A 15,356-nucleotide genomic window follows, 5' to 3' on the forward strand; every position below is an offset into this window, starting at 1 on the left:
CCTTTAGGTAACTGCATGTTATCGCGAGATTTAATCAATTTTTGCTAGTTCCCTTCAAAATTCAGTTTGTCGCTAATTTGCACAATTCGTTTATTGCGTGATCTGCCGCGCAAATACTAAACAAAACTCTCAAAGCCCCTACATTTAACGTTTATGAGACATATTATTAACATCCTACAAGGAGAACAAAAGCCATGAGCCAAATACATAAACACGCTATTCCCGCAAACATTGCGGATCGTTGCCTGATAAATCCGGAGCAGTACGCAGAGAAATACCAGCAATCCGTTAACGAACCCGACACATTTTGGGGCGAGCAGGGAAAGATTCTTGATTGGATCAAGCCGTACAGCCAGGTGAAGAACACCTCCTTCGCACCAGGCAACGTGTCTATTAAATGGTACGAAGACGGCACCCTGAACCTGGCCGCAAACTGCCTTGACCGCCATCTGCAGGCAAACGGCGATCGTACCGCCATTATCTGGGAGGGCGATGACGCTACCCAAAGCAAAAACATTACCTATCGCGAGTTGCATCGCGATGTCTGCCGTTTCGCCAATACGCTACTGGATTTAGGCATTAAAAAAGGTGACGTGGTGGCCATTTATATGCCGATGGTGCCAGAGGCTGCGGTTGCCATGCTGGCCTGTGCCCGCATTGGGGCCGTGCATTCTGTCATCTTTGGTGGTTTCTCACCGGAAGCCGTCGCCGGACGTATCATCGACTCTAATTCACGCCTGGTGATCACCGCCGATGAAGGCGTACGCGCCGGACGCGCTATCCCGTTGAAAAAGAACGTCGATGATGCGCTGAAAAACCCGAACGTGAAGACCGTTGAACATGTGGTCGTCCTCAAACGTACCGGTGGTAAAACGGAGTGGCAGGAAGGCCGTGACCTGTGGTGGTCCGATCTTATCGAGAAAGCCAGCTCAGAACACCAACCGGAAGAGATGAACGCGGAAGATCCGCTGTTTATCCTGTATACCTCCGGTTCAACCGGCAAGCCGAAAGGCGTGCTGCACACTACCGGCGGGTATCTGGTCTACGCTGCAACCACCTTTAAGTACGTGTTTGATTACCATCAAGGCGATATCTATTGGTGCACCGCTGACGTGGGTTGGGTAACCGGACACAGCTACCTGCTGTACGGCCCGCTGGCCTGCGGCGCAACCACGCTGATGTTCGAAGGCGTACCAAACTGGCCAACGCCTGCGCGTATGTCACAGGTTGTGGACAAGCACCAGGTCAATATTCTGTATACCGCACCGACCGCCATTCGCGCACTGATGGCAGAAGGCGACAAAGCGATTGAAGGTACTGACCGTTCGTCGCTGCGTATCCTTGGTTCCGTTGGCGAGCCGATCAACCCGGAAGCGTGGGAGTGGTACTGGAAGAAGATCGGCAACGAAAAATGTCCGGTCGTCGATACCTGGTGGCAGACCGAAACCGGGGGATTCATGATCACCCCACTGCCGGGCGCTACCGAGCTGAAAGCCGGTTCCGCAACCCGTCCGTTCTTTGGCGTGCAGCCTGCGATTGTCGATAACGAAGGTAATCCGCTGGAAGGCGCGACCGAAGGCAACCTGGTGATTACCGACTCGTGGCCAGGCCAGGCGAGAACGCTGTTTGGCGATCACGAACGCTTTGAGCAAACCTACTTCTCTACCTTCAAGAATATGTACTTCAGCGGCGACGGCGCGCGCCGTGACGAAGATGGCTATTACTGGATTACCGGACGTGTGGACGATGTGCTGAACGTCTCTGGCCACCGTCTGGGAACGGCTGAAATCGAATCGGCGCTGGTGTCGCATCCGAAGATTGCCGAAGCCGCGGTGGTGGGAATTCCGCATAATATTAAAGGCCAGGCGATCTACGCCTACGTCACGCTGAATCACGGTGAAGAGCCGTCACCTGAGTTGTACGCCGAGGTTCGCAACTGGGTGCGTAAAGAAATTGGTCCGTTGGCAACGCCAGACGTGCTGCACTGGACCGACTCACTGCCGAAAACCCGCTCCGGCAAAATCATGCGCCGCATCCTGCGCAAAATCGCGGCGGGCGATACCAGCAATCTGGGCGATACCTCGACCCTCGCCGATCCTGGCGTCGTGGAGAAACTGCTCGAAGAGAAGCAGGCCATCGCGATGCCATCATAACAAAGTCCTGAAAATGCCGGATGGCGACGCGAAAGCGTCTTATCCGGCCTACAAATCTGACCCTACCCTCTCTTCACCGGGAGGGAAATATAAAAAACCTCCCCCAAAGGATTTCGTGTTACAGGAAGGCGGCAAGCGAGCACATCCCCAAGAGCATAGTTCACTATGTGACTGGGGTGGGCGAGTGCGGCCAACGAACCTGTAGCACGAAAGACGCAGGGGGACCTCTGGAGAGCTCTGTGATGAATGACCAAATTTATCAGCGGATAGAAGACAGTGCGCGTTTCAGGGAGTTAGTAGAAAAACGGCAACGGTTTGCCACCATTCTGTCCATCATCATGCTGGCAGTTTATATCAGCTTTATATTATTGATTGCCTTTGCGCCGGGATGGCTGGGTACTCCGCTACACGCGGGAACCAGCGTCACCCGCGGTATTCCGATTGGGGTCGGTGTGATCCTTATCTCCTTCATCCTGACCGGGATCTATATCTGGCGGGCAAACGGTGAATTCGATCGCCTGAACAATGCGGTTTTGCACGAGGTTAAAGCATCATGAAGAGAGTCCTGACGGCGCTTGCCGCCACGCTGCCCTTCGCCGCAAACGCGGCGGATGCTATTAGCGGTGCAGTCCAACGCCAGCCAACCAACTGGCAGGCGATTATTATGTTCCTGATTTTCGTCATCTTTACGCTCGGCATTACCTACTGGGCGTCTAAGCGCGTACGTTCACGTAATGATTACTACACCGCTGGCGGTAACATCACCGGTTTCCAGAACGGGCTGGCGATTGCGGGCGACTATATGTCGGCGGCATCGTTCCTCGGGATTTCCGCGCTGGTCTTTACCTCCGGTTATGACGGGCTGATCTATTCACTCGGCTTCCTGGTCGGCTGGCCAATTATCCTGTTCCTGATTGCTGAGCGTTTGCGTAACCTGGGTCGTTACACCTTTGCAGACGTTGCGTCTTATCGTCTGAAGCAAGGGCCAATCCGTATTCTGTCCGCCTGTGGTTCCCTGGTGGTGGTTGCGCTGTATCTGATCGCGCAGATGGTTGGCGCAGGTAAGCTGATTGAGCTGCTGTTTGGTCTGAACTATCACATCGCTGTCGTACTGGTTGGCGTGCTGATGATGATGTACGTTTTGTTTGGCGGCATGTTGGCGACCACCTGGGTACAGATCATCAAAGCCGTACTGTTGCTGTTCGGTGCCAGCTTTATGGCCTTTATGGTGATGAAGCACGTCGGCTTTAGCTTCAATAATCTGTTCACCGAAGCGATGGCGGTACACCCGAAAGGTTCAGCCATTATGAGCCCGGGCGGGTTGGTAAAAGACCCAATCTCCGCACTGTCGTTAGGTCTCGGCCTGATGTTTGGTACGGCGGGCTTGCCGCACATCCTGATGCGCTTCTTCACGGTTAGCGATGCCCGTGAAGCACGTAAGAGTGTGTTCTACGCCACCGGTTTTATGGGTTATTTCTATATCCTGACCTTTATCATCGGCTTTGGCGCAATCATGCTGGTAGGTGCTAATCCGGCGTACAAAGATGCTGCGGGCGCGCTGATTGGCGGTAATAACATGGCGGCGGTTCACCTGGCGAATGCGGTGGGCGGTAACCTGTTCCTCGGCTTCATCTCAGCCGTGGCGTTTGCCACCATTCTGGCGGTGGTTGCCGGTCTGACGCTGGCGGGCGCATCGGCAGTGTCTCACGACCTGTACGCCAACGTGTTCCGCAAAGGCGCCACCGAACGTGAAGAGCTGCGGGTTTCGAAAATCACCGTGCTGGTGCTGGGCGTGATTGCCATCGTGCTCGGCGTGCTGTTCGAAAACCAGAACATCGCATTCATGGTCGGCCTGGCTTTCGCCATCGCGGCGAGCTGTAACTTCCCCATCATTCTGCTCTCTATGTACTGGTCGAAACTGACCACGCGTGGCGCAATGTTGGGTGGCTGGTTAGGCCTGCTGACGGCAGTGGTGCTGATGATTCTTGGTCCAACGATTTGGGTCCAGATCCTCGGTCACGAAAAAGCCATTTTCCCGTATGAGTATCCGGCGCTGTTCTCCATCAGCGTAGCATTCCTCGGGATCTGGTTCTTCTCTGCCACCGACAACTCAGAAGAAGGCAACCGCGAACGCGAGCAGTTCCGTGCTCAGTTCATCCGTTCCCAGACCGGGTACGGCGTAGAACAAGGTCGCGCGCACTAACTTCCCTTCTCCTCCGGCTTTCGGGCCGGAGGATTACATCCTTTCTCAGAACATCAGCCTCGCCACCAGCGGTGCCACCAGCACCATTACCACGCCGGAAAGCATCATCACCAGGCTGGCAACGACCCCTTCCTGCTGACCGAGTTCATAAGAGCGTGCCGTGCCTGCGCCGTGCGATGCTGCGCCAAATCCTGCGCCTTTCGCCATCCCTTCACGAATGGAAAGCCGTAAAAACAGCACATCGCCGACCGCCATACCAAATACGCCGGTCACCACCACGAACAATGCCACCAGGTCCGGCTGCCCGCCCAACGGTTCTGCCGCCGCCAGCGCAAACGGTGTGGTGACGGAGCGCACCGCCAGACTGCGTTGGATCTCATCAGGCAACATAAACAGGCGCGCCAGCCATACGGAACTGGTGACGGCCACCAGCGTTGCCGTTACCACGCCCGCCGTCAGCGACATCCAGTGACGCTTAATCACGGCAAGGTTGTCATACACCGGAACGGCAAACGCGATGGTCGCTGGGCCTAACAACCACAGCAACCAGTGCGATTCACCGATATAGTTTTGCCAGGAGATATGGCCGAAGACCAGCATCAGCACCAGCAGGGCCGGGGTGAGAACTAATGGCATTAGGGGTAATTTACGAAAACGGCGATACAGGCGCTTATTGGCAAAGTAGATACCCAGCGTAATCACCAGACACAACACGCTTAACTGGAAATTACTCACGGTTTAGCCTGCGCATTTCATAGCGATACACTTTATCCACCACCCACGCCGTTGCGCCGAGCACCATCAGCGTACTGATCGCAATCACGGCAAATATACGCCAGCCATCAACCAGCAACAGCTGCGTGTAGTTCACAACGGCGACCACCGCCGGAACAAAAAACAGCAGCATTTCAGCCAGTAACCAGCGAGCACCTGCGCGAATCCAGTTCAGCGGGATAACCCGACAGACAATTAACGCCAGCATCAGCACCATCCCGACCAGGTTGGCAGGAAGCGGCAGATGCAGCCAGGAGACAAGATATTGAGCAAATACAAAGAGACCTGCATACAACAGAACCTGAACGGGAATCTGGAGTCGATGAATAACAGCAGGCGTCACGCGGCTTATCGCCACAGCCATGAGGGTATGTCCTTAAAAAATAGAGAGCGCCAGTATAGAGAGCCCCCGTCCAGGACTGAAATGAATTAAACTCATTGCAGGCATAGTCTTAAGGAATAATCATGGATATCAGAACGCTGCGATATTTTGTTGAGGTGGTTCGTCAGCAGAGCTTTACCCGCGCAGCGGAGAAGCTTTTTGTCACCCAGCCCACCATCAGCAAGATGTTGAAGAACCTTGAAGACGAGCTTAACTGCACGCTGTTAATCCGCGATGGTCGGCGACTGCTGTTAACCGATACCGGGCAGGTCGTTTTCGAACGCGGCCTGGCGATCCTTGCCGAGTTTCGCCAGCTTGAAGCGGAACTCAGTGACATAAATCACCTCAACAAGGGCGTGCTGCGCCTCGGTATCCCGCCCATGGTGGGGATGTTAATGGCTGGGCCGATCGGCCTGTTTCGCCAGCGCTATCCCGGCGTTGAGCTGAAGGTCTCTGAATTTGGCGGCTTAACCGTTCAGCAGGCGGTAATGAACGGTGACCTGGATGTCGCGATGACCGCGCTGCCAGTTGAAGAAGAGAGCGGTCTGGCAACCTTACCGCTTTTTAGCCATCCACTCTGCGTGTTGGTTCCTCGCTCCGGTCAGTGGACAACGTGCGAATCCATTTCCCCCGAGGCGCTGGCGGAACATCCGCTGCTTATCTACAACGAAGATTTCGCGTTGAGCCGCCAATTGCTTGAGCTGTTTAGCCAACACAACGTCAAACCCCGCATCGCGGTGCGCAGCGGGCAGTGGGATTTTCTGGCGGCAATGGTACAAGCCGGGGTCGGGATTGCCATTTTACCGGAGCCGATTTGCCAGCGGCTGGATAAGCAAACGTTGCGCTGGATCCCTCTGGAGAGTGACTTACGCTGGCAGTTGGGCATGATTTGGCGCGAAGGCGTGTATCTGTCGCACAGCGCCCAGGCGTGGCTCAAATGCTGTGAAGGGTTTTGGCTACCGCAAGCGTCGTAAAATGCCGGATGCGGCTAACGCCTTATCCGGCCTACATCGGTATGCCGGTGTTGCAGGCCTGATAAGCGTAGCGCATCAGGCACGTTCACCCGCATTAAAATCCATGATTTCACCTGCCCAATCTTGCGGGTACAAACCGTGCCTCACATCACGATGAAATGTTGAAAAAGGCCAAGCCTGTACCTGCTTTACCCAACCGTGCTTCACCGGGTTAATGTAAATATAATCAACATGCTGGCGATAATCATGTTCATCACGGATGGTGTGCTCCCAAAAGCGAGATTGCCAGATATGTCGGGAAGACAATGAGTGGGTGAAATGCTTCTTAATTTCCCGCCAGCGAGAGGAATAATCCGCATCATTGCCAGGTAACGTCCATATACAATGCATATGCTCGGGTAAAACGACCCACGCATTGATGCGAAAAGGCCTAACCTTATTGACCGCAGCGATTGCACACCGAAGCGCGTGAATGTTGGGAGTCAGAAGATGGCTTCGACGGTCCTGCAGATTTACCGTAAAAAACCAGGTTCCCCCATTGATGTAATTTCGTCGATAGTTGGACATGTTTCCCCCTTTCCTCAACCGTATGGAGAAAAGAGGGAATCGACAAGAGGGATGGATTCGTTCAGGAAAGCCGCTCGCAAATTACACGATGAATAATTTCTTGCAGCCAGTTGCGCGGCATTTGGCCCACCCTTCGCCGGATGCGGCTAGCGCCTTATCCGGCCTACATCGCTGTTGCCGGTCTTGTAGGCCTGATAAGCGTAGCGCATCAGGCACCCCTTCGCCGGATGCGGCTAGCGCCTTATCCGGCCTACATCGCTGTTGCCGGTTTTGTAGGCCTGATAAGCGTAGCGCATCAGGCGCTATCGTTTACTGATTCTCAATCAACAGCGCTTCCAGCAAATCCAGGTCGTGCAGTAGTTTTTGCAGCGTTTCATTGCTGATTTCACGCGTGGCGCGCAGGTGATAAAGCTCCGCGCGTTCTGAACGCAGCGCTGCCAGGCGGAAACGTCGCTCGAGGTTTTCTTCCTGCATCGAGCTTTCCACATCGTTGCGCCCGTCGGCGCGTCGGCGCAGGTTACCAATCACGCGTGAACTCACCTCGGTGAGCAACTGGTTATCGATGTTCTCTTCGGTGTCTGCGGCCAGTCGCTCCTCCATTTTCTGGATCGCGACAATCGCCACTTCTGCCGTGGCGGCGCGGGCAATACGTTCCTCTTTCTGCTGCTGCGAGTGGTCTGCCACTTCCAGATGTTGTAGCAGAATCGGCAGCATCACCACGCCAACAAACAGCGAGAACAGGATCACGCCTGCGGCAAGGAAGATCAGCTCATATCGCGCCGGGAAGCCGCTACCGTCCGGTAACAACAGTGGAATGGAGAGCACACCGGCGAGGGTAATGGCCCCGCGTACACCGGCAAAAGAGGCGATCATGATTTCACGCGTCGTCCAGGATCCAAACTCCATCGGTTTTTTCTTCAGGAAGCGCAGACTGAACTTTTTCATGGTCCACAGCCAGCCAAAACGCACCAGCATTAGCGCCACGTAAATCAGCACGACATCGGTAAACAGCATCCAGATTTCAACATTCGGATCGGCCTCAGCCGCCGCCAAAGAAGACTCCAGAATTCCCGGTAACTGTAGCCCTAACAGCAAGAAGACCATGCCGTTAAATACAAACTCCAGCATCGCCCAGGTACTGTTAGCACGTAAACGCATCGCCAGCGGCGCGCGGCGCATCACCCCGGAACGGGTGATCGTCATCCCGGCAGCGACCGCCGCGAGGATACCGGAAACGCCGATATGTTCCGCAATTAGGTAAGACGCAAACGGTAGCAGGAACAGCAGGACGATTTGCGTTGCCGGCTCGTCACCGCCCCAGCGGCTGAGAAAGCGCAGGGAGCGGCCGTACAGCCAACTGACGACAAAACCAGCCAGGATGCCGCCAATCGCCACTTTGAAGAACTCAAGCGTTGCGCCACCAACGGTAAACACCATCGTCCCCATCGCCACGGCGACGGCAAACTTCAGAGAGACCAGACCGGAGGCGTCGTTCATCAACGCTTCGCCCTGCAGGATACCCATGATTTTCTTCGGTATACGTCCCTCTCCCACAATGCCGGAAAGTGCGACGGCATCGGTTGGCGATAGCACAGCAGCCAGAGCAAAGGCTGGGATGAGAGGGATCCCCGGCACCAGCCAGTAAATCATAAAGCCAATGCCGACCACCGTGACCAGCACCAGCGCCAGCGCCAGGCCGAAAATCTCTCGCCCGTGCTCAAGAAACTCACGCGTTGGCGTCTTCCAGCCATCGGCAAAGAGCAGCGGCGGGATGAACAGAACCAGGAACAGCTCAGGATCGAATTCCACATGCAAACCAAACGTCGGCCACGCCAGCAAGGCGCCGATGGCGATCTGCATAAGAGGTAAAGGAAGTTGGAAGGGCAATACGCGAGTAAATACCCCCGACAGCGAGACCACAAGGGTCATGATGAGTATGGTGAAAAAGATTTCCATGCGTTCCCTGTTTGCGATGTTTCTTATGATTGCTAATGAGAGGCGTCGTGCCTCAATTCTATCTAATTGAGAGTAACGCAAAAGACAACGAGTGTGTTCTGAAAATGAAAACGGGCGGCCAAAGCCACCCGTTTTTAGGATCATCAGGAAATCAGAATCAGATAGCCCAACCGCCGGCGTAGAAGGCCACCAGCGCGATGGCGATCACCACGGTGCCGATGTTCAGTTTGCGCCATTCACCAGAAACGATGCGGCCAATTACCAGGGTAGCAAAGCCAATCATGATGCCGGTAACGATGTTACAGGTCAGCACGATAAATACGGCCGTAACCAGTCCTGCCATTGCGTCGACAAAGTCAGCGAAATCGATTTTCGCAACATTGCTCAGCATCAACAGACCCACATACATCAGCGCAGGTGCCGTTGCGTACACAGGTACAAGATAAGAGAGCGGAGAGAGGAACAGAATCAGCAGGAACAACACGCCAACGGTGATCGCTGTCAGGCCAGTTTTACCGCCTGCCGCCGTACCCGCTGCGGATTCAATGTAAACCGCCGCCGGAGCTGCACCCACCAGACCAGAGAACACACTGCTCAGGGAGTCAGTGGTCAGCGCCTTGCCACCGTCGATAATCTGTCCGTCTTTATCCAGCAGATTCGCCTGTCCGGCTACCGCGCGGATGGTTCCGGTTGCATCGAAGACAGCGGTCATGACCAGCGCCAACACGCTCGGCAGGACAATCGGGTTCAGTGCCCCCATGATATCCAGGCTGCCGATCAGCGAATTGCCGTTTTCATCACTCAGAGACGGCATGGCAAAAATGCCGGAGAAATGCACGGCCGGGTCGAAAATCAGACCAACCACAGAAATACCGATAATGGTCAGCAGAATGCCACCCGGTACTTTCAGTTTTTCGAGGCCAATAATCACCGCCAGACCAATTAACGACATAATGACCGGGAAGGTATCGAAGTCACCCAGCGCAACCGGCAGGCCGTCCAGCGGGTTCTTAATTACCAGACCGACACCGTTTGCCGCAATCAGCAGCAGGAACAGGCCGATACCAATCCCCGTACCATGCGCAACGCCCTGCGGCAGATTGCGCAGGATCCAGCTACGGATACCGGTCGCGGAAATGATGGTAAACAGGACACCCATCAGGAACACCGCACCCAGCGCAACGGGCACGCTAATATGTTGGCCCAGCACCAGGCTGAATGCGGTAAATGCGGTCAGAGAAATGGCGCAACCAATTGCCAGCGGCAGGTTTGCCCACAGGCCCATCACAATAGAACCGACGCCCGCGACCAGACAGGTCGCCACAAATACAGCAGCAGGTGGGAACCCGGCTTTACCCAGCATCCCCGGAACCACGATAACGGAGTAGACCATGGCCAGGAAGGTCGTTAATCCGGCAACGACTTCCTGACGAACGGTACTGCCGCGGAGCGAAATTTTAAACCAGGCGTCGAGTGAACCGCCGGTACGCGCTGAAGGCGTAGACATAGAAAACATCCCCTGAGAGTTTATTTTTTCGTCATTATGCGTGCTGGACAATCCACTGCCTGCTAAACGTTTTCTCCATGTGCCAGGTTTGCGTCAATAGGGGTGTCGCAAAAAAGCAAACGTTTAGCTCCGCGCATAAAAAACGGGTGGTAAAAAAAAGCAAACGATTATCCAGCGATCATACGCTGGTTTTCAACTGAACTTTGCCGCTTTTTACTCATTTCTTCTTATAACGCGCAAGAAATAACCAGTCGATGCGCAAACGTTATCGTCAATGCGCAATTTGGCAACAAATTTCGCGGAGTTATTACAATATCGACGTGTTTATTTCGCGCAACTCGCGCAAGAAAACAGGTGCAGATGCGTAAAATTTTTTGGCTAAAAAATCACCATTTCACTGGCAAATGGAGGGAGGTGGCTTACACTTACATTATCAACACAGGCCGGAACCTCCCCTAATGTGCTCGACTGAGGGGTGTTGATGTCGGGGGAAACCCTCCCGTGAACCAGCGGGATAGAGTGAAAGACAAAGACCGGAACCAAACTAAAGCGCCCTCTGTGGCGCTTTAGTTTTATATCCTTCATACCCGTCACATATTTTAAACCAATTAATCATCTTCCAGCAGGCGCGCTCCGGTCCCCTGCTCGCCAAGCTGATCGCCAGGGTTACGCAACGGGCAATCGCTACGTGACAAGCATCCGCAACCAATACACCCATCCAGCTCATCACGTAGCGCCACCAAAGTATGGATGCGTCGGTCCAGTTCTTCACGCCATTGCGAAGAGAGCTGCTTCCACTCTTTGGCACTAAGCGAATGCCCCTCAGGTAATACCCCTAACGCGTCACCGATCGTGGCCAGCGGGATCCCGATGCGTTGAGCAATCTTGATTATCGCGACGTAACGCAACACATCACGTTTGTATCGGCGCTGATTGCCGCTGTTGCGCATGCTACTGATTAACCCTTTGCTTTCATAGAAATGCAGGGTCGATACCGCCACGCCGCTACGTTTGGCGACTTCACCTGGTGTGAGCAGCGCTTTTATCCGGGGTAATTTCTTTTCCATAAATCGCTTTACCTCAAGTTAACTTGAGGAATTATACTCGCCCACAGACAAAACGACGAATCGAATACTGAGAAAGAGGCAGCCCTATGTCCCATCAGCAGATTATTCAGACCCTTATTGAATGGATTGATGAACATATCGATCAACCGCTGAACATTGAGGCGGTGGCGAAAAAATCAGGTTACTCGAAGTGGTATTTACAAAGAATGTTCCGCACGGTGACGCGCCAGACCTTGGGTGACTACATCCGCCAGCGTCGGCTTTTGCTGGCCGCCGTTGAACTGCGGACAACTGAGCGACCTATTTTTGATATCGCGATGGATCTTGGTTATGTGTCGCAACAAACCTTCTCGCGTGTGTTTCGCCGCGAATTTGATCGTACTCCCAGCGACTACCGCCATCGTCTGTAAGATTATTGCCCGCTCTGCGTCAGTATGGCGGGCGACCGTTGTATCCAGTGCATGAACTCCTGCGGCGGCAGCGCCTTCGCAAAATACCAGCCCTGACAATACTGTACGCCGCGTTCAAGCAGCCATTCGATTTGCTCCTTCGTTTCCACCCCTTCCGCAATCGTCTTCAGGTGTAAGCTTTGTGCCATCTCAATAATATGTTCGGCAATCAAGTGACTGGTGCTGTTAGTGGACAACGTGCTAATAAACGATTTGTCGATCTTCAGGATATCGACATTCAGCGCTGACAAATTATGCAGATTGGAATATCCCGTGCCAAAATCATCAAATGCCACTTCATAACCCGCTTTGCGGAACGCCTGGATTACGGGGGTCATTTTATGTACATCTATGAACCCACGCTCGGTCACTTCGACTTTAATTTGCTGGGCCGCCACGGAGTACTCACGATTTTTGTCGTTAATCAGAGCAATCAATCGGGATGAATGAAAGTCAGAAGCGGAAAGGTTAATCGATATAGAAAGCTGAGGATGCGCCGAAAGAAAATACCCCAAATCGTTGAACACCTCTTCAACGACATAATCCGTGATCCGCTCAATCATTCCCTCTTTTTCAGCCAGCGGAATAAACTCCGTCGGGCTCATCACCTCACCTTTACAGCCCGGCCAGCGCAGCAGAGCTTCAGCACCAACACATTGCCCATTCTTAATATCAATAATCGGCTGGTAATGCAGGCAAAGCTGACGTTTTTTGATCGCGCGTTTTAGCAAACGCCGAGGGGATAAGTATTCCTGGCGCGTGCGCCACCACATTAGCAATATCAGGATGCTGCAGATAATCCCGAAGGGGATGGTTAATACCGCCTCGTGATAGAAAATCTGACTTACTCGGTTGTCTGAGGTCGACACAATAATCGCAATTGGACGTTTTTCAGAATGCACGATGGTGTAGAAGCGATCGTCTTGTTGAAAGGTCGAGGCTTCACCGCGTATGAGCGGCGCGAACTGCGCAATATTTGCCGCTTCGCTGGCAGAGAAAAACGTATCTGTTACTGTGTCATACACGCCCCAGGAGAGATCCGGATCATCTGACATGACTTCGCTGTAGGACAATGGATTGATGACTGCGACGTAGTTCCCGCGTTGCATGTACGTCATTCTGTAGCCAGCGAAAAAAGGGGTATCGCGGTAGTAATAGATGGCGATATCCGGCGTACGTTTATAGTCAGGTGTCGGCATAATATAAGTAACAGGCGGCGTCATAGACGTAGAGCACAAAAAATGATCGCCCTGCGCATAAATTAGCTCACTGATATATAAACGACCGCGAATAATATTTAGCATACTTTTCTGATGTGCCGGGGTACACATCTTACCCTGATACAACTGGGCCATATCACGCGCCAAATCAGCTTGTAGGATCACCAATTCTGTTTTATTTAACACCAGTTGAGCAAAAGAGCGGAGTTGGCTATGGGTTTCGGTCATCGCCCGGATGTGCGCAAACCATATCGCCAGCACCACGGGGAACAATACCACCATGAATGTTCCCAGGAACTTCAGCATCTTGCGTCGCGCACTGTGATTCATGTCAGCCCTATTTCCCTGTTTCGTATATGCCAGAACCCATCAAGGCAGGATGCTATAAACACCGACTGATTAAGTTGCATGAATCTATCAGTATTAGCAACAGACTTCTCTATGTAAAAGTCTGATAATAGTTGATGATGATATTATTTTTCCGTAAGGCAAACTTAAAGTTATGCTTATTTCATAACGTTATTATCCCCACGGAGTAATTTTTTATGAGCATTATCCTGGCTGCATTTAAGAAATTCATTAAATTTTTTTAACGTTTAATTTAGGATAAATATAACAAGTAGATTAAATGTATGTTTAAAAGATGGTTATTTATTATCAACTCTTCATTAAACAAAACCACACATTTAGAGTGGTTATAAGCCTGCAAAAATAACGGCCAATACTGGTGAACAAACGACCAGATGTGATATAGTTCACAAAAATCATGTAACAGAAACAATGTTTCATTCATGTTATTGCCCGTCGATAGCCAGAGTATCACACCCTCGGTGAACACCCCCGCGCTGTCCTGGGCATCCAGACTTTCTGAGGACGTTTTTCATGGCGACAATAACAACTGGCGTGGTTCTTCTGCGGTGGCAACTACTCAGCGCGGTGCTGATGTTTTTAGCCAGTACGCTCAATATCCGTTTTCGTAAATCAGATTATATTGGCCTGGCCGTCATTAGCAGCGGTTTGGGGCTGGTTTTTGCCTGCTGGTTTGCGACTGGATTGCTCGGCATAACCCTGGTGGATATGTCCGCTATCTGGAAGAACATTGAAACCGTAATGGTTGACGTGATGAGCCACACACCGCCAGATTGGCCGATGGTGTTGAACTGATAACAAAATTGCATATGGCTACCCCAGTCTTGAGGTAGCCATTATTTTCAGCGTAGCGCAGTGGGATTAGAACGGTAGTTCACATAACACAACGCAAAAACATCTCAAGCCACTGAAAATATTGACTTTTACTGTAACAACAACCCAATCTTGTTAAGTTAAGCTCAATATTGTCAACATTCTGGGCTAGTGCTATGGGATTGCTACCCGCTAAACGTAAAGATAATAACTTGACACTTTCAGCGACAGCACCCGTTCAACAAAAAACCAAACGGGGCTTGGAGTACCCGGTTGGTCATGCCTCTCTCCAATGATTATGTAAGAGTACCCTAGAGGGATTGTCTCCTTAGGTTAATATATTGCTGTTTTGGGCCAGCTACCATTATAGCCAGCAAGCGCTGACGATAAGTAAAGAGTACAACAGACGCCCAGACGAGTAAAACTCTGTAATTGCCCTTTTGGGGTGAAAAAGATTCCATGTTAGGGAATAGAGTAAAAGTATGCTGATTCGATGGTAAGTGGGGTAACAAGCTTTATTCAGCCAAGGAAAAATTGGTTTTACTTCTCTTTGATGGTTAAAATACCCACACATACTGTTCTAGGAAAAACTTTCACATGTGAAAGTTTTTCAGCTCAACCCAAAGGCCGAAAAAATGAGCAGAAAATTAGAAGATATCATTGCAGAACAACCTCAAGAGCTCGTTGATTCCGCAAAAGAAATCGCTTCGAGGCAGCTAATCCATATCCATTTAATCGAGTTACTAGAACGTATCGGGGCTGATGCAGGCTGCCACATTGATAACTGCACAATCGATAGCCTACAGAGACTGAAGCAGCTTGTTGCATCAGCAGGAGGAAAACTTCGCCTTCATGTCGATCTACCGGATGGTTCAAATCACGGTTTTAAGCTGTGACCCTAGAACTTTCACATGTGAAAGTT

At 52.1% G+C, this 15,356-nt stretch carries 14 protein-coding genes; 7 read left to right on the forward strand and 7 right to left on the reverse strand.

All coding sequences use genetic code 11. From position 1 onward, the window contains the following. Window positions 1-194: 194 nt before the first annotated feature. The 3 genes from acs to actP all read left to right on the forward strand — a co-directional run bounded on the left by acs (window position 195) and on the right by actP (window position 4,356). Window positions 195-2,153: an acetate--CoA ligase gene (gene acs / locus LY264_RS22685; protein WP_003826645.1), complete on the forward strand. Its 1,959-nt coding sequence runs from the start codon at window positions 195-197 to the stop codon at window positions 2,151-2,153. A gap of 242 nt (window positions 2,154-2,395) precedes the next feature. Further along, a complete protein-coding gene (locus LY264_RS22690) occupies window positions 2,396-2,710 on the forward strand; it encodes a DUF485 domain-containing protein (protein WP_003031750.1) in 315 nt (104 codons plus the stop codon). Beyond that, window positions 2,707-4,356: a cation/acetate symporter ActP gene (actP, locus tag LY264_RS22695; RefSeq protein WP_008786931.1), complete on the forward strand. Its 1,650-nt coding sequence runs from the start codon at window positions 2,707-2,709 to the stop codon at window positions 4,354-4,356. Before LY264_RS22690 ends, actP begins: the two co-directional genes overlap by 4 nt. A gap of 45 nt (window positions 4,357-4,401) precedes the next feature. On the opposite strand, the gene LY264_RS22700 is transcribed toward actP, so the two are convergent. Together LY264_RS22700 and LY264_RS22705 are read right to left on the reverse strand one after the other, a co-directional pair. Then, window positions 4,402-5,091 (reverse strand): LrgB family protein, encoded by a 690-nt coding sequence (locus LY264_RS22700; protein WP_003031745.1) that lies wholly within the window; start codon window positions 5,089-5,091, stop codon window positions 4,402-4,404. Then, entirely contained in the window at window positions 5,084-5,494 is a 411-nt protein-coding gene (locus LY264_RS22705) for a CidA/LrgA family protein (RefSeq protein WP_003826638.1), read from the reverse strand. Before LY264_RS22705 ends, LY264_RS22700 begins: the two co-directional genes overlap by 8 nt. 101 nt (window positions 5,495-5,595) lie before the next feature. Here LY264_RS22705 and LY264_RS22710 point away from each other — a divergent pair, with 101 nt between their 5' ends. Next, window positions 5,596-6,486, forward strand: coding sequence for a LysR family transcriptional regulator (locus LY264_RS22710; protein WP_032942105.1), 891 nt, complete (start codon window positions 5,596-5,598; stop codon window positions 6,484-6,486). A gap of 75 nt (window positions 6,487-6,561) precedes the next feature. On the opposite strand, the gene LY264_RS22715 is transcribed toward LY264_RS22710, so the two are convergent. The 4 genes from LY264_RS22715 to soxR form a co-directional block, all read right to left on the reverse strand. Then, window positions 6,562-7,053, reverse strand: coding sequence for an REP-associated tyrosine transposase (locus tag LY264_RS22715; RefSeq protein ID WP_048227483.1), 492 nt, complete (start codon window positions 7,051-7,053; stop codon window positions 6,562-6,564). A 309-nt stretch (window positions 7,054-7,362) separates the two neighbouring features. Further along, window positions 7,363-9,009 (reverse strand): Na+/H+ antiporter, encoded by a 1,647-nt coding sequence (locus LY264_RS22720; RefSeq protein WP_003826634.1) that lies wholly within the window; start codon window positions 9,007-9,009, stop codon window positions 7,363-7,365. A gap of 157 nt (window positions 9,010-9,166) precedes the next feature. Next, window positions 9,167-10,516, reverse strand: a complete 1,350-nt coding sequence (gene ghxP, locus LY264_RS22725; protein ID WP_003826632.1) for a guanine/hypoxanthine transporter GhxP — start codon at window positions 10,514-10,516, stop codon at window positions 9,167-9,169. Window positions 10,517-11,124: 608 nt separating this feature from the next. After that, window positions 11,125-11,583, reverse strand: a complete 459-nt coding sequence (gene soxR / locus LY264_RS22730; RefSeq protein WP_003826630.1) for a redox-sensitive transcriptional activator SoxR — start codon at window positions 11,581-11,583, stop codon at window positions 11,125-11,127. Between the two features lie 86 nt (window positions 11,584-11,669). Here soxR and soxS point away from each other — a divergent pair, with 86 nt between their 5' ends. After that, on the forward strand, window positions 11,670-11,993 hold the full coding sequence (gene soxS / locus LY264_RS22735) for a superoxide response transcriptional regulator SoxS (RefSeq protein WP_003031731.1): 324 nt from the start codon (window positions 11,670-11,672) through the stop codon (window positions 11,991-11,993). 2 nt (window positions 11,994-11,995) lie between these two features. Here soxS and LY264_RS22740 read toward each other — a convergent pair whose 3' ends face one another. Continuing rightward, on the reverse strand, window positions 11,996-13,582 hold the full coding sequence (locus LY264_RS22740) for an EAL domain-containing protein (protein ID WP_048215121.1): 1,587 nt from the start codon (window positions 13,580-13,582) through the stop codon (window positions 11,996-11,998). Window positions 13,583-14,134: 552 nt separating this feature from the next. On the opposite strand from LY264_RS22740, the gene LY264_RS22745 reads away from it, so the two are divergent. Together LY264_RS22745 and LY264_RS22750 are read left to right on the forward strand one after the other, a co-directional pair. Beyond that, window positions 14,135-14,416, forward strand: coding sequence for a YjcB family protein (locus LY264_RS22745; RefSeq protein WP_003826625.1), 282 nt, complete (start codon window positions 14,135-14,137; stop codon window positions 14,414-14,416). Between the two features lie 653 nt (window positions 14,417-15,069). Then, window positions 15,070-15,330: a hypothetical protein gene (locus LY264_RS22750; RefSeq protein ID WP_064115029.1), complete on the forward strand. Its 261-nt coding sequence runs from the start codon at window positions 15,070-15,072 to the stop codon at window positions 15,328-15,330. The last annotated feature ends 26 nt before the right edge of the window (window positions 15,331-15,356 follow it).

It is taken from the genome of Citrobacter portucalensis (assembly GCF_023374935.1).
Taxonomy (GTDB): domain Bacteria; phylum Pseudomonadota; class Gammaproteobacteria; order Enterobacterales; family Enterobacteriaceae; genus Citrobacter; species Citrobacter portucalensis.